We start from the raw sequence: 20,394 nt of genomic DNA, 5'->3' as shown, positions 1-20,394 counted from the left end.
GGCGCGGGCGCGGGAAGCTGGACGCATGGCAGTGACGCCCCTTCCCGAGTCCGTGTCCATCCGCGAGGTCGGTCCGCGTGACGGCCTGCAGAACGAGCAGCCGATCCCGACCGAGGCCAAGGTGCGGCTGATCGACGCGCTGTCCCACACCGGGGTGCGCCGGATCGAAGCGGTCTCGTTCGTGCACCCCAAGGCGATTCCTCAGATGGCCGACGCCGACGAGGTCTGGCGGCTGGCCCGGCGGGTACCGGGCGTACGGTACTCGGCGCTGGTGCCGAACCTGCGTGGGGCGCGGCGGGCGATCGACGCCGGTTTCGCCGAGGTCGAGGTGGTGGTCTCGGCCAGCGACACGCACAACCGGCGCAACGTCAACCGGTCGACCGCGCAGTCGCTTGACGACATCGCCGAGTTGACCACGGTGCTGCACGACGCGGGGGCGCACGTCGAGGTGATCGTGGCGACCAGCTTCGGTTGCCCGTACGAAGGGGACGTCGACGCGGCACGGGTGGCGGACATCGTCGACCGGGTGGTGGCCGACGGGGCGGACCGGGTCGCGTTCGGTGACACGACCGGGATGGCCACCCCTCGCCGGGTCCGTGAGCTGGTGACGGCTGTCCGGGATCGGCAGGCGGCGATCCCGATGCTGCTGCACTTCCACGACACCCGGGGTACGGCGTTGGCGAACCTGCTGGCCGCGTTGGAGCTGGGGGTCACCGAGTTCGATGCCAGTGTCGGTGGGCTGGGCGGGTGCCCGTACGCGCCCGGGGCCAGCGGGAACGTGGCGACGGAGGAGGTGGTGCACATGCTGCACGACATGGGGATCGACACCGGGATCGACCTGGACGCGCTGGTGGAGGCGGCGGAGCTGGCCGAGGAACTCGTCGGCCGGCAGCTTCCGTCCGGGGTGCTGCGCGCCGGCCCTCGGACTCGGTTGACGCCGATCGGTTGACGCCGATCGGTTGACGCCGATCGGTTGACGCCGATCGGTTGACGCCGATCGACAGGCACTGTCGCGGGGGCGCGAGCCGGGTCGGCGATAGGGTAGATTAACGATCGTTCAGTGGTCGATGTGGCGAGCGGCGAGGGGGGCGGCGTGGCGCGTGACGACAAGGCTCTGGAGCACGAGCAGGCACTGGAGCGACTCGACAAGCGGATCCGGGCCGGCGGCGCGGAAAAGTACCACGCGGCGAACGCGAGCAAGGGCAAGCTCTTCGCCCGCGACCGGATCGACCGCCTGGTCGACGCCGGTTCCTTCGTCGAGGACGGCCGCCACGCCAACGCCCTCGCCGACGGGCTGCCTGCCGACGGCGTGGTGACCGGCAGTGCCACCATCGACGGCCGGCAGGTCTGTCTGATGGCCAACGATTCCACGGTCAAGGCCGGCTCCTGGGGCGCCCGTACCGTCGAGAAGATCATCCGGATCATCGAGCGCGCGTACGCCACCGGAGTGCCGATGGTCTACCTCGTCGACTCGGCCGGGGCCCGGATCACCGACCAGGTCGACCTCTTTCCCGGCCGGCGCGGAGCCGGCAAGATCTTCTGGAACCAGGTCCGGGCGTCCGGCGCGATCCCGCAGGTCTGCGCCTTGTTCGGGCCGTCAGCGGCCGGTGGTGCCTACATCCCGGCGTTCTGCGACGTGGTGGCGATGGTCGAGGGCAACGCCAGCATGTACCTCGGCTCGGACCGCATGGTGGAGATGGTCACCGGCGAGAAGACCACGCTGGAGGCGATGGGCGGCGCGCGGGTGCACTGCGCTGAGTCCGGCGTCGGCCACTTCCTCTGCAAGTCCGAGGACGACGCCCTCGACGTGGTCCGGCGATACCTGTCCTACCTGCCGGCCAATTGGACCCAGTCACCGCCGGCCGTCACCGCCGCCGACCCACCGGCCGGCGTCGACCTGGCCGCCCTGGTGCCGGCGAGTGAGCGGCAGGCGTTCGACATGCGACGCTTCGTCAAAGGGCTGCTCGACACCGACAGCTTCCTGGAGATCCAGGCGCTGTGGGCCCGCGAGCTGACCGTCGGGTTCGGGCGGCTGGCCGGCCAGGTCGTGGGGGTGGTCGCCAACAACTCGATGTTCAAGGGTGGCGTCCTGTTCGTCGACTCGGCGGACAAGGCCACCCGGTTCGTCCAACTCTGCGACGCGTTCAACGTTCCGCTGCTGTTCCTGTCCGACGTGCCTGGCTTCATGGTCGGCACGGCGGTGGAGAAGCAGGGCATCATCCGGCACGGCGCGAAAATGATCACCGCGGTGTCCGAAGCGACCGTACCCAAGATCTGTGTGGTGGTCCGCAAGGCGTACGGTGCCGGGCTGTACGCGATGGCCGGCCCGGGATTCGACCCGGACGCCACGATCGCCCTGCCCACCGCGAAGATCGCGGTGATGGGGGCCGAGGCCGCCGTCAACGCCGTCTACGCCAACAAGATCGCGGCGATCGAGGACCCCGAGGAACGCGCGGACTTCGTCGCCGCGCGTCGGGCCGAGTACGAACAGGACATCGACGTGGTACGGCTGGCCAGCGAGTTGGTCGTGGACACCATCGTCGCACCCGACCAGTTGCGGACCGAGTTGATCCGGCGGTACGCGGCGGCCGCCGGGCGGGATCGGCACTTCTCCCGCCGCCGGCACGGCGTCAGCCCGGTCTAGCGCGTGGCGTCAGCCCGGTCCAGCGCGTGGCGTCAGCCCGGTCCAGCGCCGTTCGTCAGTCTAGAGAGGACACACTGATGGACTTCAGGCTAACCGACGAGCAGGAGGCGTTGCGGGAGACCGTCCGGGAGTTCGCCCGGGAGGTCGTCGCGCCGGTCATCGGCGACTACTACGAGCGGCACGCCTTCCCCTACGAGATCGTCCGGCAGATGGGCAAGATGGGGCTGTTCGGATTGCCGTTCCCCGAGGAGTACGGCGGGATGGGCGGCGACTACTTCGCGCTCTGCCTGGTCCTTGAGGAATTGGCCCGGGTCGACTCGAGTGTGGCCATCACCCTGGAGGCGGCGATTTCGCTGGGCGCGATGCCTATCTACCGGTTCGGCACCGACGCGCAACGCCAGCGGTGGCTGCCGCAACTGGTCAGTGGTGAGGCGTTGGCCGGGTTCGGACTGACCGAACCCGGCTTCGGCTCCGACGCCGGCGGCACCGCGACCCGGGCGGTGCTGGACGGCGACCACTGGGTGATCAACGGATCCAAGGCGTTCATCACCAATTCCGGAACGGACATCACCACACTGGTCACCGTCACTGCGGTCACCGGTGTGCTGCCGGACGGGTCGAAGGAACTGTCCGCGATCATCGTTCCGACCGGGACGCCCGGCTTCACCGTGGCCCCCGGTTACTCGAAGGTGGGCTGGTGTGCCTCGGACACCCACGAGTTGACCTTCGACGACTGTCGGGTGCCGGCGGAGAACCTGCTCGGCCAACGTGGACGCGGTTATGCCCAGTTCCTCCGCATTCTCGATGAAGGACGGATCGCCATCGCCGCGTTGGCGGTCGGCCTGGCCCAGGGCTGCGTGGACGAGTCGGTGCGCTACGCCGGTCAGCGACGAGCCTTCGGCCAGCCGATCGGTGCCTTCCAGGCCATCCAGTTCAAGATCGCCGACATGGAGGTACGGGCCCACACCGCCCGGCTCGCCTACTACGACGCGGCGGCACGGATGCTGGCCGGCGACGATTTCAAGCGGCAGGCGGCGGTGGCCAAGCTGCACGCCAGTGAGTGTGCCGTGCAGAACGCCCGCGAAGCGACCCAGATCCATGGCGGATATGGATTCATGAACGAGTTCCCGGTGGCCCGCTTCTGGCGGGACGCGAAGATCTTGGAAATCGGCGAGGGCACCTCCGAAGTGCAGCGCATGATCATCGCCCGGGATCTCGGCGTGGCCGACAGTCGTCGATCTTCCTAGGTTCTGTCGGAAATCCGTTTCTTTCGCGTCGTCTGCATGACCGACCGCTGACCGTCCGCCAGCCGATTGCGTACGCTTCCCAGCCATGAGTCCGGATCATGCTCCTGACCAGAGCAGGGTCGGGTTCGACGAACTACTTCGCAGCCAGCGGCTGGCCGCCGGGCTGACCCAGGCCGAACTCGCCGCCCGGGCCGGCGTCGGCATCCGTACGGTCCGGGACCTGGAGCGGGCCCGGTCGTCACGCCCGCAGCGCACGACGGTCGACCTGCTCGCCACCGCGCTCGGGCTGGCAGGTCCCGACCGTACGGAATTCCAGGCCGTCGCCCGTGGCCAGACGCTCAACCCACGACCGGTGATCCCACGCCAGGCCCGGGCGACCCTCGAACCGGTGACCGCCGGAGCCGGCCCGGCCACCGACGCCGACGCTGTCACCGACGACGGGCCTGCCGGCGAGGAAGACAGCATGGTGCTGACCGGGCCGGGACGCAGCCGGGGTCTGCCACCGCCGGGTGACCTGGTCGGGCGGGACTGTGACGTCGCGGAGCTGGCCGCCGCCCTGACCGGACCCGACGCTCCCCCGACCCAGTTGATCAGCCTGGTCGGCCTCGCCGGTGTCGGCAAGACGAGCCTGGCGCTGGCCGTGGCCGCGCAGGTGGGCGCGGCACACCACGGCGGCATCGGCGGCATCGTCATCACCGAGGGCTCCACCGTCAGTGACATCCTGACCGCGACGGCGACCGTGTTCGGCGTCGGCCGGACCAACGATCTCGCGGCTCGGCTGACCGGTGCCCCGGCGCTGCTGCTGGTCGACGCCGTCGAACGGGCTCCGGCCGCCACCGCGGACGCCCTGCACTGGCTGACCGCCTCGGCGGCCGCGCTACGGGTGGTGGCGACCGGCCGACATCCGGTCGGCCTGCCCGACGAACGGGTCTGGCCGGTGGCGCCGTTGGAGGTGCCGCCGGCCGACACCGAAACCGACCTCGCTGCGGTCGCCGGCTACCCAGCCGTACGGCTGTTCCTGGCCCGGCTACGTCAGGTCCGCCGCGAACCGATCCACCAGACCGAGGTGGGTGCCCTGGTGGGCCTGGTCCGCCGGCTCGGTGGATTGCCGTTGGCGATCGAACTGGCCGCCGCCCGAGGGCGGGCGCTGGACCTCAACGAGATCTTCAACCGGTACGGCGACCGGCTGCTCGACCTGTCCGGCCCGCCGCCGACCCGGGCGACCGTGGCGGTCACTCTGCGGGACGCGGTGACTGCCAGCTACCGGCTGCTGAATCCGGGTGAGCGCTACGCCATCCGCCGGCTCTCGGTGTTCCGCAACCGGTGGTCGGTCGAGTTGGCCGAGGGCATGCTCGCCGTGGAACCGGCCGACTCGTCGGTCGATCCGATCGACCCGGTGCCGTACCTCGACCGGTTGATGGCGTTGGGGCTGCTCGGGGCGCGCGGTGTCGGACCGTACCGGTTTCGGCTGATCGACGTGGTCCGGGATCTGGCCACCGAGCGGGCCGCCGCCCGTGGTGAGCTCGCCGCGATCCGGCGGCGGCACGCCGCGCTGTTCGCGGCGCTCGCCGAACGCTCGGCGGTGGACCTGGCCGGACCCAAGCTGGTCGCCACGGTGAACCGGCTCGACGAGGTGGCCAGCGACCTGTGGGCGGCGCTGGCGCATTCGGCCAACGACGATCCGCACACCGCGTTGCGGTTGGCGGCCAGCCTGCCCCGCTGGTGGCGGTTCCGTGGTCGCGACGTGGCGGGGCGGCGGTGGCTGCGTCGGCTGCTCGACGATCCCCGTACCGCCGACGCCGATCCCACGACGCGCGCTTGGGCGCAGGTCGGCGTCGCCGCGCTCGCGGTGGAGCACTCGGCCGGTCCGCAGGAACTGCCCACGTTGCGCGCCGCGCTGGCCACGTTCACCGAAGCCGGCGACACGGCGGGCGCGCTCGCCGCCCGGGGGTTGCTCAGCGTCGTGTGCATGGCGGCCGGCGGGTTCGACGAGGCCCGCCAGCACGCTCACACGGTGCTCGCGCTCGCCGGTCGGACCGGTCGGGTCCGGGACATGACCATCGCCCAGCAGAACCTCGCCTGGCACGAGATCCGCGTGGGCGATCTGCGGGCGGCCCGTCGGCGCCTCGCGGCGGTGGACCGGCTCGCGGCCCGGGCGGGGGAGGACCGGCTGCGGGTGCTGGCGCGGGCGAACCTGGCGGAAGTGGCCCGGCTGGAGGGACGCCACGCCCGGGCGGTCGATCTCGGCCGCCAGGTGCTCTCGGCGCTGACCAGCGTCGGCGACCCCAGTCATCGGCGTCGGGTGATCGGCACGATCGGCCTGGCGCTGGCACAGGACGGGCGGCTCGGACCGGCCGAGGAGGCCCTGACCGAGCTACGCGCGCAGTTGACACCAGCGGCTGCGGCCGACTCCGGGCCGATGGATCTCACGGGTGTCGCTGATCAGAACGGGGCGGAGGAGGATCCCCGTTGCGCGATGATCGAGGCGACGATCGCCGCTGCGCGCGGTGACCGGGAATTGGCTGTGGAGTGGTTCGCGGTGGCCGCGCGGTCCGTCGCCCGCAATCTGGATTCGCGCGACGGGGTGGAAGCCCTCGTCGGCCTCGTCGTCAACACGGAGACGTCGGTCGCCCGGATGGTCGCGCTGGACCGGTTGGCGGCTGCCTGCCGCGACAACGGCGTTCAGCTGTTGCCGGATGAACGGAAGGCGGTCGGCTGGGTCGACGGCACCCCCTGACGCGGACACTGTCCGTGACGCGGACGCTGTCCTCGTGCTGTCCTCGTGCTGTCCTCGTGCTGTCCGTGACGCGGACGTCCGGCGAGAACCGCAGCCGGTCCTCGCCGGACGTCGACACGCCCCCCGGGCTGGCGCGGAGTCGCCCCCCAGCACCGGACGGATCGTCCGGATCTACGCGCCGCACCCCCCGTTACGTTCCCGGCCCGGGTACGGTATCCGGATCAACCCCTTCCTTACGGGCGTTATGTCGGTTTTGATGGTCTTTGGTAGTGGGTTCTGCCGGTGCTTCTGCCGGTGGCGGTTCGGATCAGTCCACAGCCTCCGCCGCGCCGTCACTGCCCGCCGTCGCGTCCGGATGCACCGCGTCACGAAGCCGGCGCAGCGACTCGAGAAAGGCGGCCAGGGCGTCAGGATCAAGCTGCCCGGTGAACCACTCGCCGATCAGCTTCACGTGTCCGGGCAACGTCTCGTCCAGCCGCTGCGCGCCGGCCTGGGTGAGTACGGCGTACGAGCTGCGGCGGTCGGACGGGCACGCCCGGCGGCACACCAGACCGTCGCGTTCCATCCGGTCCACCACTCGGGTGACGCCGCTGCTGGACAGGGTGCTCTGAGCGGCGAGGTCGGTCATCCGCAGCTGATGGTCGGGTGACCGGCGGAGCCGCATCAGGACTTCGAACTCGACCGTGGACAGGCCGTGCTCCTCGAACTGTGCCGCGAAGCGAGCCGACAGACCCGCGTGGACTTCGAAGAAGAGGCCGATCGCGGTGATCCGTGGGTCGGTGGCGAGATGGTCGGTCACCTGGTCATCGTAGCAGTACTTGACAGGTGGAATATTGCCTGGTCTATTGTTGCTGCTGCAGTTGTTCACCCTTCAACAACATGTCCGTGAGAGGCAGCAGCCATGAGCACCGACCAGAACACCCGCGAGTGGAACGGTATCGTGATCCCCACCGCCGGCACCTACCAGCTCGATCAGGCGCACAAGCGGGTCGGCTTCGTCGCCCGGCACATGATGGTGAGCAAGGTGCGTGGTGAGTTCGCTGAGGCGACCGCCACCATCACCGTGGCCGAGGATCCGTTGCAGTCCTCCGTCACGGCCGTACTGCAGGCCGGCAGCATCGCCACCGGTCAGGCGGACCGGGACGGCCACCTGCGCAGTGGCGACTTCCTCGACGTGGAGAAGTACCCCACGATCGAATACCGCAGCACCGGGATAACCTCGCACAGCGGGACCGAGTTCGTGCTGGCTGGCGAGCTGACGGTCAAGGACGTCACCCGCCCGGTCGAGCTCACCGTCGAGTTCGAAGGCGCTGGCCGCAGCCCGTTCGGCCAGGACATCTTCGGGTTCACCGCCACCACGGAGATCGACCGGGAGGAGTTCGGCCTCACCTGGAACGTGGCGCTGGAGACCGGCGGCGTACTGGTGGGCAAGAAGATCCGGATCGAGATCGAGGGCGAGGCCATCCGGCAGGCCTGACGGTCGGTACAGACAGCGGCACCCCGGTCACCGGCAACGGTGACCGGGGTGCCGCTGTCTGTGATAACCGCAGTAGAAGACGGTGCCCAGATGTGAAAAGGTGAAACCGAGCGCTGCTATTCGCTCACTTTGGGGCGATCAACGCCTGTCCCGGCCTGGGGAGCCGGCGGCAGCCGCGGTCGAGCAGGGATGCACCAACACAGTCGGGAGCCGCATCACACGTTCGGCCTGTGCTCGTACGCAGTGGCCGGGCGTCAGGCGACACCATTGCGCCGGGGAGGGCAATATGGGCAGGGATGTCGGGTCAGGGGCGTCGTTCACCCGGGAGGACCGCATCCGCTATCGGCAGAAGGTTCGCCGGTGCCTGGACGTGTTCGCGTTGATGCTCGACGACTTCAAGTTCGATGCCGACCGCCCGACGACCGGACTGGAGATCGAGCTCAACCTGATCGACCCGTACGCCGAGCCGGCGATGCGCAACGCGGAGATCCTGGCTAATCTGGCCGATCCAACATTCCAGACCGAACTAGGGCAGTTCAACCTGGAACTCAACGCCCGCCCCCGGCTGATCGAGGCCGACGGGTTCGCCGACTACGAAGCCGACCTGCAGGCGAGCCTGGCGAGAGCCGGAGACCGGGCGGCCAAGGCGGACGCCGAGATCATCCTGATCGGCATCCTGCCTACCTTGACGCCACAGCACCTGGTGTTGAACAACATGTCCACCAACGGGCGCTTCCGGGTGCTCAACGAGCAGATCGTCGGCGCCCGGGGTGAGGACATCCGGCTCGACATCCGAGGTGTCGAGCGACTCCAGACCTACACCGACTCGATCGCGCCGGAGGCGGGCTGCACCAGCCTCCAGTTCCACCTGCAGGTGGCTCCGGACAGCTTCGCGAACTACTGGAACGCGTCGCAGGCGATCGCCGCCGTGCAGGTGGCGCTGGGGGCGAACGCACCGTACTTCTACAGCAAGCAACTCTGGGCGGAGACCCGGATCGTCCTGTTCGAGCAGGCTACCGACACCCGGCCGGACGAGCTCAAAGCGCAGGGGGTACGCCCGAGGGTGTGGTTCGGCGAGCGCTGGATCACCTCGATCTTCGACCTATTCGAGGAAAATGTTCGTTATTTTCCACCATTGCTGCCGATCTGCGCCGAGGAGGACCCGGTCGAGGTGCTGCAGAACGGCGGCGTGCCCGAACTGAGCGAGCTGCGGCTGCACAATGGCACCGTCTACCGCTGGAACCGGCCCGTGTACGACATCATGCACGGCCGGCCCCATCTGCGGGTGGAGAACCGGGTGCTACCGGCCGGCCCGACCGTGGTCGACATGCTGGCCAACGCGGCCTTCTACTTCGGCCTGGCCCGGGAGCTGGCCGAGGCGGACCGGCCGATCTGGAGCCAACTCACCTTCGGCGCGGCCGAGGAGAACTTCCACCAAGCGGCCCGGCGCGGTATCGCCGCCGGAATCCACTGGCCGAAGCTCGGCGAGATTCCCGTCACCGATCTCGTCTTGGAGGTCCTGCTTCCGAAGGCGTACGCCGGACTGGATCGGTTCGGCGTGGACCCCGCCCAGCGGGACCGGCTACTCGGCATCATCGAGCAGCGCTGCCGTACCGGACGCAACGGTGCGGTCTGGCAGACCGAGACGGTCTGGCGAACCGAACACGAACGTGGGCTGGCCCGCCCGGACGCCCTGCACGAGATGCTGCAGCGCTACGCCGAACTGCAGCGCAGCAACGAACCGGTGCACACCTGGCCGGTCGACTGAACGCCGACGATTCACCGAGAGGCGTCGCCGTCGGCCGTAGGCCGGGGCTGGGTGGGTCGGGGCTGGCCGGGCGGGGACACCGCAGCGCTGCCTCGCGCCGGTCGACCGGCCCGCGCCGGGCGCCCTGCGCGTTGTGGCGGCGCGTTCCCAGCCGACCCGGCGGGTTGCGCGGACGCGTCACCAGGGGAGTTCACCAAGGGTCCGCCGGCCGGGCTCACCGAGGGGCCGCCGGCCGACGAGCTTGCGACCGTATCGCCGGCAGTGGCGGCAGTGGCGGCAGTGGCGGTCGGCGTCGCCTGCGGTCGGTCGCCGACCGGCGTCGACCGGTGGACCCGCTGTCGGGACAACTCCAGCCGCTGTGCGATCGCGGTGACCAGGACGGAACCGGCCAGTCCGGCGATCACCGCGTACGGCGCCAACAGGTGTGCGGAGAGCTGTTCCGCGCGGGGTCCGATCAACCGGGGTGCCGCGAGGAAGTACGCCGCCGCGATCAGCAGCGGACCCACCCCGCCGGAGATCGCGGCGCCCACCCGCTGCTGCGCGTACCGGGCCGCCGGCCAGGCGGAGACGGCGCCGATGATGAACGCCGAGCCCAGGGAGAGCGCCGCTCCGGGCCAGTAGATGTTGCGCAACCAGTAGCGTTCGTTGTCGACGGTGATCTGCCAGACGCCCAGTTGGGCACTGGTCAGTCCGGTGCCGGACACCACCGAGTCGATCACCGCGACCACCGCGAGCAACCACAGCCAGCCGACCGTCGCGACGGCGTTGATCGCCGCCGCCCGGGAGGCGACCGCCCAGACGGCCATCAGCAACCCGACGACCGCGCCCACCATCGCGTAACCGGCCGCGATGGTCTGCGGTGAGAAGGTGTCCGCCCGGGTGGCGGTCCGCGCCGGGACGGCGATCAGGGCGACGATGAGCAACCCGCCGACGGCTGCGGCGACCGCCAGAGCCAGCCGCCACAGGACCGAACTGACCAGGCTGTCGACCTGGCCACGGTGATCTGTCTCGCCGGATGCCGCCGGGCCGGCATGAGTGGCCCGGCCGGGTCCGTCGAATCCGTCGGGTGCGGTGTCGGGCCCGTCGGGTGCGGTGCGGTCGGCTGCCGGCTCGTCGGATCCGGTGCGTGGTGCGGCGAGTCGGTCGGCGGTCACCGCGCCGACCACCACCGACGTCGCGGTGATCCAGGTGGCCCAGGCCAGGCTGGCCACCCAGGCGGCTTCACCGCCGCTGTCGACCGACGGTAGCCAGGCCACGATGCCCAGGCCGTAGCCAAGGCCGAGCTGCGCGGCACCAGCGCCGGCAGCGACGCCGGTCGCCGTCGCGACCGATTTTCCCCAGCCTCGTACGGCCATGCGGGGCACTGTAGCGGTCGGTGCCGAACACGGCGACTCGTGGGCGTCGCGCGAGCCGTGCCACGCGGGGCTGGTTACGTTGTCCGGGTACCGTCCGGGTACCGCCTGTCACCCGCCGGTACGGAGAGGACGAGCCATGGCCGACACACCGAAGGATCCGTTCGAGAACGGCTCGACCGGGCGGGACGCCGGTGACTACACCAGCCAGCTACCGCGACCGGTCGACCCGTGGGCCACCAGAGCCGGCGATCGACCGGCCGACGGCGATGATCCGACCATGGCGGATCCGGCTGGCCCCGGAACCACCCGTCCGGACCAGACCAGCGGCCACCGGACCCCGAGCGGTCAGGGCCAGCCGACCGCTCCGATGCCTCCGGGCGACCATGGCGGTCCGGTCGGCTCGACAGGCTCGGCCGGTCCGGTCGGCCCGGTCGGCCCGGTCGGCCCGGATCGCGAGCCCGCCTGGTCCGGGCGGGCCGGTGTGCCGGTCCGCCCGGCGGCGGCCGACGAGCCGGCACCACCGGAGTGGCCGGGTCCGGGCGGCGGCCCGGGGGCGCGCCCGTGGTGGACACCGATCCTGATCGGTGTGCTGGTATTGGTGCTCGTCGTGCTCCTGGGGCTGCTCGTCTGGTGGCTGAACGGCCTCGGCGACGACGCGACCGAACCCGAGAACCCGCCGACCGTGGCTCCGACCGCGACCCTGGCACCCACCCAGGAGGCCACTGAGGCCGAAACCGACGCGCCGGAGCCCACGCCGGAGCAGACCACCGCCGCGCCGGTGGTGGCCGTACCGGATCTGATCGGTCTGACCGAGCGACAGGCGCGGGCCGAGCTCGACGCGCTGGGGCTGGTCTACCGGTTGGAGCTGCGGGACTCGGACCAACCTCCGGGTACGGTGATCGATACCGACCCGTCTGCCGATTCCGAGGTGCCGCCGGGCAGCGAGGTACTGCTGGTGATCTCGGCTGCGGACTCCGAGCCGTCGCCGGAACCGGAGCCGACGGATCCGCAACCGTCGGCGGAGCCGACGGAGTCCGACGAAGACTGAGGGCCGCCGGGTCGGGTGAGGACCGACAGCCCGCCAGGTCGGGCTGGTTGGACTGGTCGGGCTGGTCGGTCAACTCGCTCGCGCGGAGACGGCCGGGGCTGGTCTGCGACCGGTCGCGGTCCGGCTCGGCATGCCGGCGACCACACGGAGCCGCCGTAGCCCGTTGATCTGGACGAAGATGGACCTCCGGTCCACCGCCTCGCCTACGGCGTTGAGCTCGTAGCCGTCCAACCAGACCCAGCCGTGGTACGTAGGCCAGTCGTGGACCCGGATGACGCGGAACAACAGTGGTTCGATGAATTGCACGCTTGCCGAGCGAGTGACGTGGAGGACGTCTCCGGAGCGGGGTAGTAGCACATCGACTCCTGTTCCGAGTTGCCGTTACATCAGCTGAAGCCGAGCACACTCTTCACTGCTCCGGGCGCACTCGTCCGTACGGATGTCGGCGGGGCACACGGGCGTGCTGGCGTACCCGTCGACAATGCGCGACGGGGGTGCCAGGCGGAGGACACCGGCACGGTACGGCGTAACCGTGTCGATGGGTCTTGCGTGGACGCTGAGTAGTCTCTGGCCTACAGAAAGGGTGCACCACTGCTGCCGGCAATGCAAGTTGCAAGGTGCGTTTGTCGTTATGCGAGAATCGCTCGTGAGATTGCTGCTTGAAGTCCTACGTGTACGCACGGCAGACTGAACGGGCTTCTCCTGCGTCGGCTGCCTTCCACCACCACGTCCGATCGCTCGCGATGATTGATCGCCGTCCCTCCGGCGCGTGACCGGGGCCAGCCGACTGCCCCTTACACCCCTGACCGGAGGTGACCGGTGACCGAGCGCCGAAGCCCGACCGTCCGCCGCCGTCGACTCGGTGCCGAGTTGCGCCGTCGGCGGGAGACCGCTGGAGTCACGATCGACACGGTCGCGGCGCGCCTGGAGTGCTCAGCGTCCAAGGTTTCCCGGATCGAGACCGGGCACACCACGGCGACCCCTCGGGACGTTCGGGACATGCTGGAGATCTACGGCGTGACCGGGCCGGAGTCCGAAGAGCTGGTACAGATCGCCCGCGAAGCGCGGCAGAAAGGCTGGTGGCACCCGTACTCGACGGTGTTGACCGGCGCGTACGTCGGGTTCGAGGCGGCAGCCAGATCGGTGCGCGCCTACGAGCAGCAGGTGGTTCCCGGCCTGCTGCAGACGAAGGACTACGCCAACGCGATGATCCGCGCCGCCCGCCCGGACATCACCGCCGAAGAAGTCGACCACCGGGTCCACGTCCGACTGAAGCGTCAGTCGTTGTTGACTCAGGACGATCCGATCGATCTATGGGTGGTGCTCGATGAAGCGGTGCTGAGCCGGCCGGTCGGTGGTGACGTGGTCATGCGTGCCCAGCTCGATTACCTGGTCGAAGCGGCTGACCTGCCCAATGTGACGGTGCAGGTGCTCCCCTTCGAAGCTGGGGGACACGCGGGCATGGACGGCACGTTCGCGATCCTCGACTTCCCGGACGAGAGTGATCCGGATGTGGTCTACGCGGAAAACGCCACTGGTGGGCTCTTCCTGGAAAAGGCCGAAGAGCTGCGCAAATACATCTTCATTTTCGATCACATCCGGGCGGCCGCCCTGCGCCCCGAGGAGTCGGTCGCCGTCATTGAAAAGCGTGCGAAGGAGCCATTGTGGACATCGAGGCTAAAGGGCTTCGGGTAGATCTTGGTAAGGCGACCTGGCGGAAGAGCTCGCGTAGCGGGCCGAACTGCGACAACTGCGTCGAGGTCGCGTTCGTCGACGAGGCCATCGCGGTGCGGGACTCGAAGAACCCCGCCGGTCCTGTATTGATCTTCACCGCTGACGAGTGGGACGCATTCGTCGGCGGAGCCCGCGACGGCGAGTTCGACTTGGACTGATCCACGCCGGACCGATCAGTGCAGTGACCGACCCATCCGGGCGGATGCCGCCGGTGACGGCATCCGTCCGGTGACCGCCCGTTCGGCGAGGCCGTGGTGCCGCAACGAATGCCGTACGCCGGCGGCGGCCAACAGGACGATCACGCCGGTCGTGACCAGCCCGTCGGTGCTGGTGCCGAGCATCGGCACCCCACCGGCGGCCTGTGCCGCCGCAGGCAGCAACGCGAGTGCCGTCACCTGGACCGGAAGCGCGAGCAGCGGATGCGCGGCGTCGGCGAGCAGCCCCGGCGGACTGGGCGTGGCGGGGGCCGTCGCGAAGGCCGCCGACCCCCTGCGTAGCCGATACAGCCTCGGTACGGTCAGTGCGCAGACCGCCACCGCCGGGACAGTCGCCAATGTCAGCGCGCGCAGCGCCACCTCCGGGCTCGTGTCACCCAGCACACCGACCGGTCCGGCCGACACCGTCATCTCGGATGTCGTCACCCCGGATGCCGTCAGCGCCACGAAGCCGGCGAGGCCGATCGTCGTCGACGCCAACAGGCCGGTCGCCCGCCGACGCAACACGGCCGGCGTACCTGCCGTCGGCAGTCCGTCGGCCACCACGCCAGCGGCGAGCCAGATGGCGGCCAGTGCAAGCCAGGCAAGCAGGTACTCGTCCATCCTCCGATCTTGTCGGCCGTACGGGCGGGGCGCATCCGGGCAGGTCCCCGGCGAGTCCCCCAGCCGTCGCCCCTAGGGGTACCGCGACCGCCGGATCCCGGCCCGGTCACCCGCGCCCGGCGGTCCGCGTCCGGCGGTCGTGTCCGGCGGTCCGTGTCCGGTCACAGGGTGCGCAGGTGGAATCCGCCGTCCACGTCGAGCACCTGACCGGTGCTGAACGGAAGCAGGTCGGTGGCGACCGCCACCACGGCCCGCCCGACGTCCTCCGGCTGACCCCAGCGCCGGATCGGCGTCAGACCTTGGTTGAAGATCAGATCGTCGTACTTCGCCTGGACCGGGCCGGTCATGTCGGTGGCGATGATGCCGGGGCGGATCTCGTAGACGTTGACTCCGTGCTCGGCCAGGCGGGCGGCATACAACTGGGTGGTCATCGCCAGACCGGCCTTGGCCACGCAGTAGTCACCCCGGTTGACGCTCGCGGCGTAGGCACTGATCGACGAGACGATCACGATTTTCGGGGCGCTCGTCACTCCGGCGGCCAGCTGGTCGATCATCGTGCGGGCGACCAGCTGAGTCAGGAAGTACGGCCCCTTCAAGTTGATGTCGATCAAGCGGTCGAAGGACTCTTCGGTGGCGTCGAGCAGGTCCGCGCGTACGTCTGGGGCGACGCCGGCGTTGTTGACCAGCAGGTCGATCCGGCCGAACGTGGCGAGCGTGGAATCCACCAGCCGTTCGCGGTCGGCCGCGACCGAGATGTCCGCCGGCACCAGCGACGCGCGCCGGCCGAGCGCCTCGACCTCTTCGCCGACGGCCCGTGCGGCGTCGGCGTTGCGCGCGTAGTTGACCACGACGTCGTACCCGGCGGCGGCCAGGGCCAGCACGATGCCCCGGCCGATCCCTCGGGAGCCGCCGGTGACGATCGCCGTACGGTCGCTCGTCGGGTCCGTCATCGGGTGGTCCCGCTCGACGCGGTCGCCGTGGCGGACTCCGCCGGGCCGAAGAACGTGTAGTACGGCTCGTCGCGGGCCACCCGCTGCAGGTAGAGGGCAAGCTCCCGGGCGTGGTAGTCACCCCACATGCTCGACTCCCCGTTGGGCACCCGGTGCCCGGCCGGCACATGGTCCCAGCCGTTGGGCCGGTGGTAGATCGAGTGCAGGACGAGTCCCTGGTGCGCCGGGTCGGTGCGCAGGTACGGCTCGTCGAAGAGGGTGGCCGCGACGGTGAGACCGGCCTGCCAGTAGCGGCGCCCGGACTCGGCCTGACCGAGCCCGGTGAGGTAGCGGCCGAGCCGCAACAGACCTTGGGCGCCGATGCAGGCGGCCGACGAATCGACCGGCTCATGATCGTTGTACGGGTCCGCCGGCCGGTCCAGGTAGTCCCCGAGCGCGGTGAGCCCCGGTGCCCCGGTGTCCCAGTACGGGATGCCGTCGACCGGGGTGTGTTCGAGGTAGAAGTCGCAGGTGGCGGTGGCGGCCTTGAGCATCGTCGCGGTCACCTCGGCCCGTCCGCCGTACGGCTCCAGGTCGGCGTCCGGCAGGACGGCGAGGTATTCGAGCTGCTCGGGATAGCCGAGCATGGCCCAGGCCAGCCCGCGCGTCCAGGTGGTGAACGGCGAGTAGCCCTGCTGGGTGCTCGGGCAGCGGTACCGGCCGTCGTTGACATTGAAGATGGACTCGTGGGCGGTACGGCCACGCAGGTCGTAGCTGTCCCGGCCTTCGCCGTAGAAGACGTTGTACCGGGCGGTGTTGGTGGCATGCTCGATCAGCCGGCCGAGCAGCGAGATCCGTTCGTCCTGTTCGCCCATGAGGACGTGGCCGAGCAGGTGGGACACGGCGAGCGCCCGGCAGGAGCGGATCGTGTCGACGAACAGCGACTGCGGCCCGTTGAACGAGTAGATGTAGCCGGTGCCGTCGGCGGTGTCCCGCCAGCGGGCCGCTTGGACCGCGCCGGTCAGCTTCAACGCGAGCTCGTAGAAGTCCCGTTCGGCTTGGTCGTGCGGGAGCCGGCCCTCGGCCATCAGCCGCCACAGGTTGCCGTACGTGCTGACGTTGTTGAACCCGTGGTCGTGTACGCCGATGTGGCTGATGTGGCTGGCCATGACGGCGACGGTCCGTTCCCGGGCGAGGTCGAGGAACCGCTGTTCGCCGGTGGCGTCGAACTGCAGCAGGGCCGAGCCGTACTGGAAGCCCTGGGTCCATTCGGTCCAGCCGCGCGCGGCGTACTGGCCGTCGACGGTGAAGACCGGGGACGGCGAGCCGGGTGGGCAGGTCTTCTCGATCGAGTCGATCTTGTGGGCGGAGGCTTCCCAGAGGCGGTCGATCCTGGGTTGCAGGCTGGCCGGGGTCAGCGAGTCGTCGATCCGAATCATCGGATCAGCATAGGAAAGCGCTTGCCTGCGCGGAAGACCCCGACCGTCGCACCAGCGTCCCGCTACGCGACGAGTTCGACCCGGCAGTACGCGCTCGCCGCTCGGGCGAGTTTGCCGTCGGCGGTCACCAACGTCAGGGATCGGCGTTCCGCGAGGGCGACGTAGGGTGCGTCGTACGCGCTGATGTTCGCCTTGAACTGCCACATCCGGGTGAGCAGATCGTCGATCGGTACGGTGTCGACGCCGAGGCGGCTGATCCGGTCGACCGCCCGCGCCGCCACCTCGCTGGTGATCTTCCCGCCGAGCGCGAGTCCTCGCATGACGGAGAAGACCTCGACCTTCCAGTGCTCCGGTGCCGCCCACTCGGGATCGCGGCCCAGCACGGCGCGGGCCTTGCGTCCGCGATCGTCGCTGTAGACGAGCACGCTCGCGATGACCGATGCGTCGACGACGATCATGCGACGTCCCGCCCGGAGGAGGCGGCGGCGTCGGGGAGATCCCGTTCGGCGCGGGCACAGGCCAGCAGGTCGGCGGCATCGGGTGCGGTGGGTCCGGCCCCGCCGCTGCGGTCGTCGAGTTCGTCGCTGAGTTCGGCGAGGAGTTGCCGGTTGCGGCAGAAGTCGGCCTGACGGTTGAGAACAGCCAGCAGGTACGCCTGCAGCGACTGGCCGCGTTCGCGGGCCTGCTGGGCGAGAAGGTCTCGCACTTCTTCGGGTACGTCGCGGATCGTGAGCACCACAGCCATGACTGCATTTTGACTGCTTTACGACTGCAGGGTCAAGTCAACCTCCCGACTGGTCCGTGGTGGTGTGGGTGCCGAACCGGCCGGCTCGGCCGGGGACCCGTACTCCGTTTGGCGTTGATCCCCCTGCGGGATCATGATCCCGCAGGGGGATCACGGCGGAACACACACTCGGTCTCGCCGGAGGCCGCCTGCGGATAGCTGCCGGTCGAGGTCAGGGTGCGGTCGTCGACGTTCAGGCCGTCGTGGTGTGGGTGCCGTCGGGGTGGAGACGGACGGTTGCCGGGTCGCCGGGGCGGTCGGCGGCGAGGCGGCGTACCTCGGTGATGACGCTTGTGGTGTCCGGAGCTGGACCGGCCGTCGCGGGCCGATGCGGGACGGACATCGGCTGCTCGGGGTCGGCGGGGACGGTCGCCCGCAGCGCGCCGGGCAGATAGCGGTAGCAGAGCGCGACGGCTTCGGGCAGCGCGGCGCAGGTGGGCAGCGGGCCGACGGCCAGCGGCGCGGCCGGGTCGGCGACCCGGACCGACCAGCTGTGACCCTGCGTCAGCTCCGGCCGACCGACGCTGTCGCGGTGGTCGACGACGGTGACGTCCAGGGCGAGCCCGAGGCCGGTGACGAGGCGGGCGAGTTCGTCGAGGGTGGGGCCGGGCCAGTCGGTGGCGCGGACCAGGACGCGGGCGCTGTCGTGGGTGGCGGCGACGGCACCGAGGTACGTGGCGACCGGGTCACCGCCGCCGCGCGCGACCTGGCTGACACCGTCGCGAAGGTGCTGGTCGATGACATGCTCGCCGTCGAGGGCGGTCAGGTCGGTCGGCGGTACGCCGAACTCCGCCGCCAGCGCGCCGATCTGATAGTGCTCGGGCAGTTGCCACACGCTTGAGCCGGACTGCCGGTCGGTGTGCACCACCGTCGGTGGGTTCGGGCCGTCGTCGTCGGGTCGCCAGTTGCGGTGCACGGTCCGGCCGCGCAGGTCGGTGACGGTGACGACCGCGCCGCGCCGGACCCGGCGGGTGCCGTGACAGCGGGTGCAGTACGGCGGGTCGACCACGTCAGCGCAGCGTTGGCAAGGCTGGGTGGGGATCGGCTCGCCCCAGTACTTCGGGGCCGGCGGCTCCCAGCCGCGCACGAACCGGCCGGCGGTCTCGACCGGTCGCAGGCTGGTGTGCCACCAGTGCCGGTTGCGCCAGATCGCCTGCGCGCCGCCGTGCTGTGTTCCACTGTGCTGTGCCCCGCCGTGCTGCTCGGCGTCGGCGACCATCCGCCGTTCGAGGTGGTCGAGGTCGTGGCCGCCGGGGTGGCCGGCCAGCCCGACCGTCACCGGGCGCGGCGTCAGCGCATCCTCGGTCAGGTAGTGGGCGGGCAGGTCCCGGTTGGTCACGTCCAGCCCGGACGCGGCCCGCTCCGGGCTGATCGAAGCGATCGCCGCCGGCAGGTCGGCGGCCCACCGGTGCGGGTAGTCGGGCACTGTCCCGCCAGCCAGCTCGAACCGAATGTCCCAGCTCAGCCCGCCACGGGTGGACGCCGGTCGGGCTTCGAGCACCAGGTCGACGTGCAGCTGGTCGGCGAGCGTACACAGCCGGCCGAGCAGCCGGCCATGGTCCGGTGCCGGCGGTTCGCTGCTGCGGCCGATCAGGACCAGCCACGGCGTGGTCCGCCGATCGGCGAGTGCCGCCGCCTCCCACCTGCGGCGGTCCCGCTCCGGGATGCCGGGCTGCCACTGTGCCGGCAGCATCAGCCCGGACGACGGTAGCCGGCCCGGTTCGTCGGGGAAGTCCGGGTCGCGCAGCGTCGCGGCGGCCACCCCTGCGCGGGTAGCGAGGTTGGTGACGATCGGCGCGTACGGCAGCCACCAGGTGCCGCCCGGGGTCGGTAGTGGCGTGAACGAGCCGGGGACGAGGCTGGTCGAGGCGACCGCCCCGGTGTCGAGGTTGGCGACGGTGAAGACGAGTTGCGCCCGCCGCCGCTCGGACCCGAACCCGACGACCCGGACCGCGCCGGCCGGCACCCCGTTGATGCCGGCCCCAGCCCCGGCCGCCGTCACGCCGCCGCTCCCGCCTGCGAGTGCTGGAACTGCTGCGACTGCCAGTCCCGCAACGCCTGCTTGATCCGTACGTTTTCGTCCTGGGTGGAGTGCAGTTCGGCGCGCAGGGCGGCCAGCTCGTCGGCGACCAGGTGCAGAAACGCGCGTACCTCGTTGGGGTCGCAGCCGTGCCGGACGCGGTCGCCGAACCGGCGGTCGCGGACCAGGCCGGGGCTGATCGACGGCCGCGCCGGCCGCTCGTAGTAGTGGCCGACCGTGTTCGGATCGCGCCGCCCTGGGCGACGCTGGCCGGTCGGCGTTTGTGCCGCGTTGCGCCGGGTGTGCTCGGCGATCTCGGCGAGCAGCCGCCGGTGGCGGCGGCCGCGCACCGGCCGCCGGCGGAACAGGTCGAGAAGTCTGCGCACGGCAGGAC

General features: G+C 70.4%; 19 protein-coding genes. 9 read left to right on the top strand and 10 right to left on the bottom strand.

Annotated elements, in window-relative coordinates:
* Positions 1–25 precede the first annotated feature (25 nt).
* From O7632_RS02540 to O7632_RS02525, 4 genes are all read left to right on the top strand, one after another.
* Positions 26–949 carry a hydroxymethylglutaryl-CoA lyase gene (locus tag O7632_RS02540; RefSeq protein WP_278111089.1) on the top strand — a complete coding sequence of 308 codons (924 nt, stop codon included), beginning with the start codon at positions 26–28 and terminating at the stop codon, positions 947–949.
* A 144-nt stretch (positions 950–1,093) separates the two neighbouring features.
* On the top strand, positions 1,094–2,644 hold the full coding sequence (locus tag O7632_RS02535; RefSeq protein WP_278111088.1) for an acyl-CoA carboxylase subunit beta: 1,551 nt from the start codon (positions 1,094–1,096) through the stop codon (positions 2,642–2,644).
* A 77-nt stretch (positions 2,645–2,721) separates the two neighbouring features.
* The gene (locus O7632_RS02530; RefSeq protein ID WP_278111086.1) at positions 2,722–3,891 is read left to right on the top strand and encodes an acyl-CoA dehydrogenase family protein; all 1,170 of its coding nucleotides are present in this window, start codon (positions 2,722–2,724) and stop codon (positions 3,889–3,891) included.
* Positions 3,892–3,976: 85 nt separating this feature from the next.
* A complete protein-coding gene (locus O7632_RS02525) occupies positions 3,977–6,628 on the top strand; it encodes a helix-turn-helix domain-containing protein (protein ID WP_278111084.1) in 2,652 nt (883 codons plus the stop codon).
* Positions 6,629–6,935: 307 nt separating this feature from the next.
* Here O7632_RS02525 and O7632_RS02520 read toward each other — a convergent pair whose 3' ends face one another.
* Positions 6,936–7,427, bottom strand: coding sequence for a MarR family transcriptional regulator (locus O7632_RS02520; RefSeq protein WP_278111083.1), 492 nt, complete (start codon positions 7,425–7,427; stop codon positions 6,936–6,938).
* 102 nt (positions 7,428–7,529) lie between these two features.
* Here O7632_RS02520 and O7632_RS02515 point away from each other — a divergent pair, with 102 nt between their 5' ends.
* Together O7632_RS02515 and O7632_RS02510 are read left to right on the top strand one after the other, a co-directional pair.
* Positions 7,530–8,105 (top strand): YceI family protein, encoded by a 576-nt coding sequence (locus O7632_RS02515; protein WP_278111081.1) that lies wholly within the window; start codon positions 7,530–7,532, stop codon positions 8,103–8,105.
* Positions 8,106–8,391: 286 nt separating this feature from the next.
* The gene (locus O7632_RS02510) at positions 8,392–9,873 is read left to right on the top strand and encodes a glutamate--cysteine ligase (RefSeq protein WP_278111079.1); all 1,482 of its coding nucleotides are present in this window, start codon (positions 8,392–8,394) and stop codon (positions 9,871–9,873) included.
* 11 nt (positions 9,874–9,884) lie between these two features.
* Here the strand turns inward: O7632_RS02510 and O7632_RS02505 are convergent, their stop codons facing one another.
* The gene (locus O7632_RS02505) at positions 9,885–11,228 is read right to left on the bottom strand and encodes a hypothetical protein (protein ID WP_278111077.1); all 1,344 of its coding nucleotides are present in this window, start codon (positions 11,226–11,228) and stop codon (positions 9,885–9,887) included.
* A gap of 136 nt (positions 11,229–11,364) precedes the next feature.
* Between O7632_RS02505 and O7632_RS02500 the strand changes: the two genes are divergently transcribed.
* Positions 11,365–12,276 carry a PASTA domain-containing protein gene (locus tag O7632_RS02500; RefSeq protein ID WP_278111075.1) on the top strand — a complete coding sequence of 304 codons (912 nt, stop codon included), beginning with the start codon at positions 11,365–11,367 and terminating at the stop codon, positions 12,274–12,276.
* 69 nt (positions 12,277–12,345) lie between these two features.
* Here the strand turns inward: O7632_RS02500 and O7632_RS02495 are convergent, their stop codons facing one another.
* Positions 12,346–12,633, bottom strand: a complete 288-nt coding sequence (locus O7632_RS02495) for a hypothetical protein (protein WP_278111074.1) — start codon at positions 12,631–12,633, stop codon at positions 12,346–12,348.
* Positions 12,634–13,095: 462 nt separating this feature from the next.
* Between O7632_RS02495 and O7632_RS02490 the strand changes: the two genes are divergently transcribed.
* Both O7632_RS02490 and O7632_RS02485 read left to right on the top strand, forming a co-directional pair.
* Complete coding sequence (locus tag O7632_RS02490) at positions 13,096–13,971, top strand: helix-turn-helix transcriptional regulator (protein ID WP_278111073.1); 876 nt, start codon at positions 13,096–13,098, stop codon at positions 13,969–13,971.
* A complete protein-coding gene (locus O7632_RS02485; RefSeq protein WP_278111070.1) occupies positions 13,941–14,168 on the top strand; it encodes a DUF397 domain-containing protein in 228 nt (75 codons plus the stop codon). Before O7632_RS02490 ends, O7632_RS02485 begins: the two co-directional genes overlap by 31 nt.
* Positions 14,169–14,183: 15 nt before the next feature.
* On the opposite strand, the gene O7632_RS02480 is transcribed toward O7632_RS02485, so the two are convergent.
* The 7 genes from O7632_RS02480 to O7632_RS02450 form a co-directional block, all read right to left on the bottom strand.
* A complete protein-coding gene (locus tag O7632_RS02480) occupies positions 14,184–14,828 on the bottom strand; it encodes a hypothetical protein (RefSeq protein WP_278111068.1) in 645 nt (214 codons plus the stop codon).
* A 161-nt stretch (positions 14,829–14,989) separates the two neighbouring features.
* A complete protein-coding gene (locus O7632_RS02475) occupies positions 14,990–15,778 on the bottom strand; it encodes a 3-ketoacyl-ACP reductase (RefSeq protein ID WP_278111066.1) in 789 nt (262 codons plus the stop codon).
* The gene (locus O7632_RS02470) at positions 15,775–17,196 is read right to left on the bottom strand and encodes a hypothetical protein (RefSeq protein ID WP_278111065.1); all 1,422 of its coding nucleotides are present in this window, start codon (positions 17,194–17,196) and stop codon (positions 15,775–15,777) included. Before O7632_RS02470 ends, O7632_RS02475 begins: the two co-directional genes overlap by 4 nt.
* A gap of 62 nt (positions 17,197–17,258) precedes the next feature.
* Positions 17,259–17,654 (bottom strand): type II toxin-antitoxin system VapC family toxin, encoded by a 396-nt coding sequence (locus O7632_RS02465; RefSeq protein ID WP_278111063.1) that lies wholly within the window; start codon positions 17,652–17,654, stop codon positions 17,259–17,261.
* The gene (locus tag O7632_RS02460) at positions 17,651–17,941 is read right to left on the bottom strand and encodes a hypothetical protein (protein WP_278111062.1); all 291 of its coding nucleotides are present in this window, start codon (positions 17,939–17,941) and stop codon (positions 17,651–17,653) included. Before O7632_RS02460 ends, O7632_RS02465 begins: the two co-directional genes overlap by 4 nt.
* A 232-nt stretch (positions 17,942–18,173) precedes the next feature.
* Positions 18,174–19,982, bottom strand: coding sequence for a hypothetical protein (locus tag O7632_RS02455; RefSeq protein ID WP_278111061.1), 1,809 nt, complete (start codon positions 19,980–19,982; stop codon positions 18,174–18,176).
* Complete coding sequence (locus O7632_RS02450) at positions 19,979–20,386, bottom strand: DivIVA domain-containing protein (protein ID WP_278111059.1); 408 nt, start codon at positions 20,384–20,386, stop codon at positions 19,979–19,981. The genes O7632_RS02455 and O7632_RS02450 overlap by 4 nt, the downstream gene beginning before the upstream one ends.
* Between the last annotated feature and the right edge of the window lie 8 nt (positions 20,387–20,394).

The sequence above is a fragment of the Solwaraspora sp. WMMD406 genome, from assembly GCF_029626025.1.
Lineage (GTDB): Bacteria > Actinomycetota > Actinomycetes > Mycobacteriales > Micromonosporaceae > Micromonospora_E.
This window is presented reverse-complemented; position numbering and strand designations above follow the sequence as displayed.

Excerpts from the sequence above, each read along its gene's own strand:
- O7632_RS02505 (WP_278111077.1), bottom strand. The coding sequence starts at position 11,228 with ATGGCCGTACGAGGCTGGGGAAAATCGGTCGCGACGGCGACCGGCGTC.
- O7632_RS02465 (WP_278111063.1), bottom strand. The coding sequence starts at position 17,654 with ATGATCGTCGTCGACGCATCGGTCATCGCGAGCGTGCTCGTCTACAGC.
- O7632_RS02470 (WP_278111065.1), bottom strand. The coding sequence starts at position 17,196 with ATGATTCGGATCGACGACTCGCTGACCCCGGCCAGCCTGCAACCCAGG.
- O7632_RS02540 (WP_278111089.1), top strand. The coding sequence starts at position 26 with ATGGCAGTGACGCCCCTTCCCGAGTCCGTGTCCATCCGCGAGGTCGGT.
- O7632_RS02475 (WP_278111066.1), bottom strand. The coding sequence starts at position 15,778 with ATGACGGACCCGACGAGCGACCGTACGGCGATCGTCACCGGCGGCTCC.
- O7632_RS02480 (WP_278111068.1), bottom strand. The coding sequence starts at position 14,828 with ATGGACGAGTACCTGCTTGCCTGGCTTGCACTGGCCGCCATCTGGCTC.
- O7632_RS02515 (WP_278111081.1), top strand. The coding sequence starts at position 7,530 with ATGAGCACCGACCAGAACACCCGCGAGTGGAACGGTATCGTGATCCCC.
- O7632_RS02525 (WP_278111084.1), top strand. The coding sequence starts at position 3,977 with ATGAGTCCGGATCATGCTCCTGACCAGAGCAGGGTCGGGTTCGACGAA.
- O7632_RS02500 (WP_278111075.1), top strand. The coding sequence starts at position 11,365 with ATGGCCGACACACCGAAGGATCCGTTCGAGAACGGCTCGACCGGGCGG.
- O7632_RS02460 (WP_278111062.1), bottom strand. The coding sequence starts at position 17,941 with ATGGCTGTGGTGCTCACGATCCGCGACGTACCCGAAGAAGTGCGAGAC.
- O7632_RS02510 (WP_278111079.1), top strand. The coding sequence starts at position 8,392 with ATGGGCAGGGATGTCGGGTCAGGGGCGTCGTTCACCCGGGAGGACCGC.
- O7632_RS02530 (WP_278111086.1), top strand. The coding sequence starts at position 2,722 with ATGGACTTCAGGCTAACCGACGAGCAGGAGGCGTTGCGGGAGACCGTC.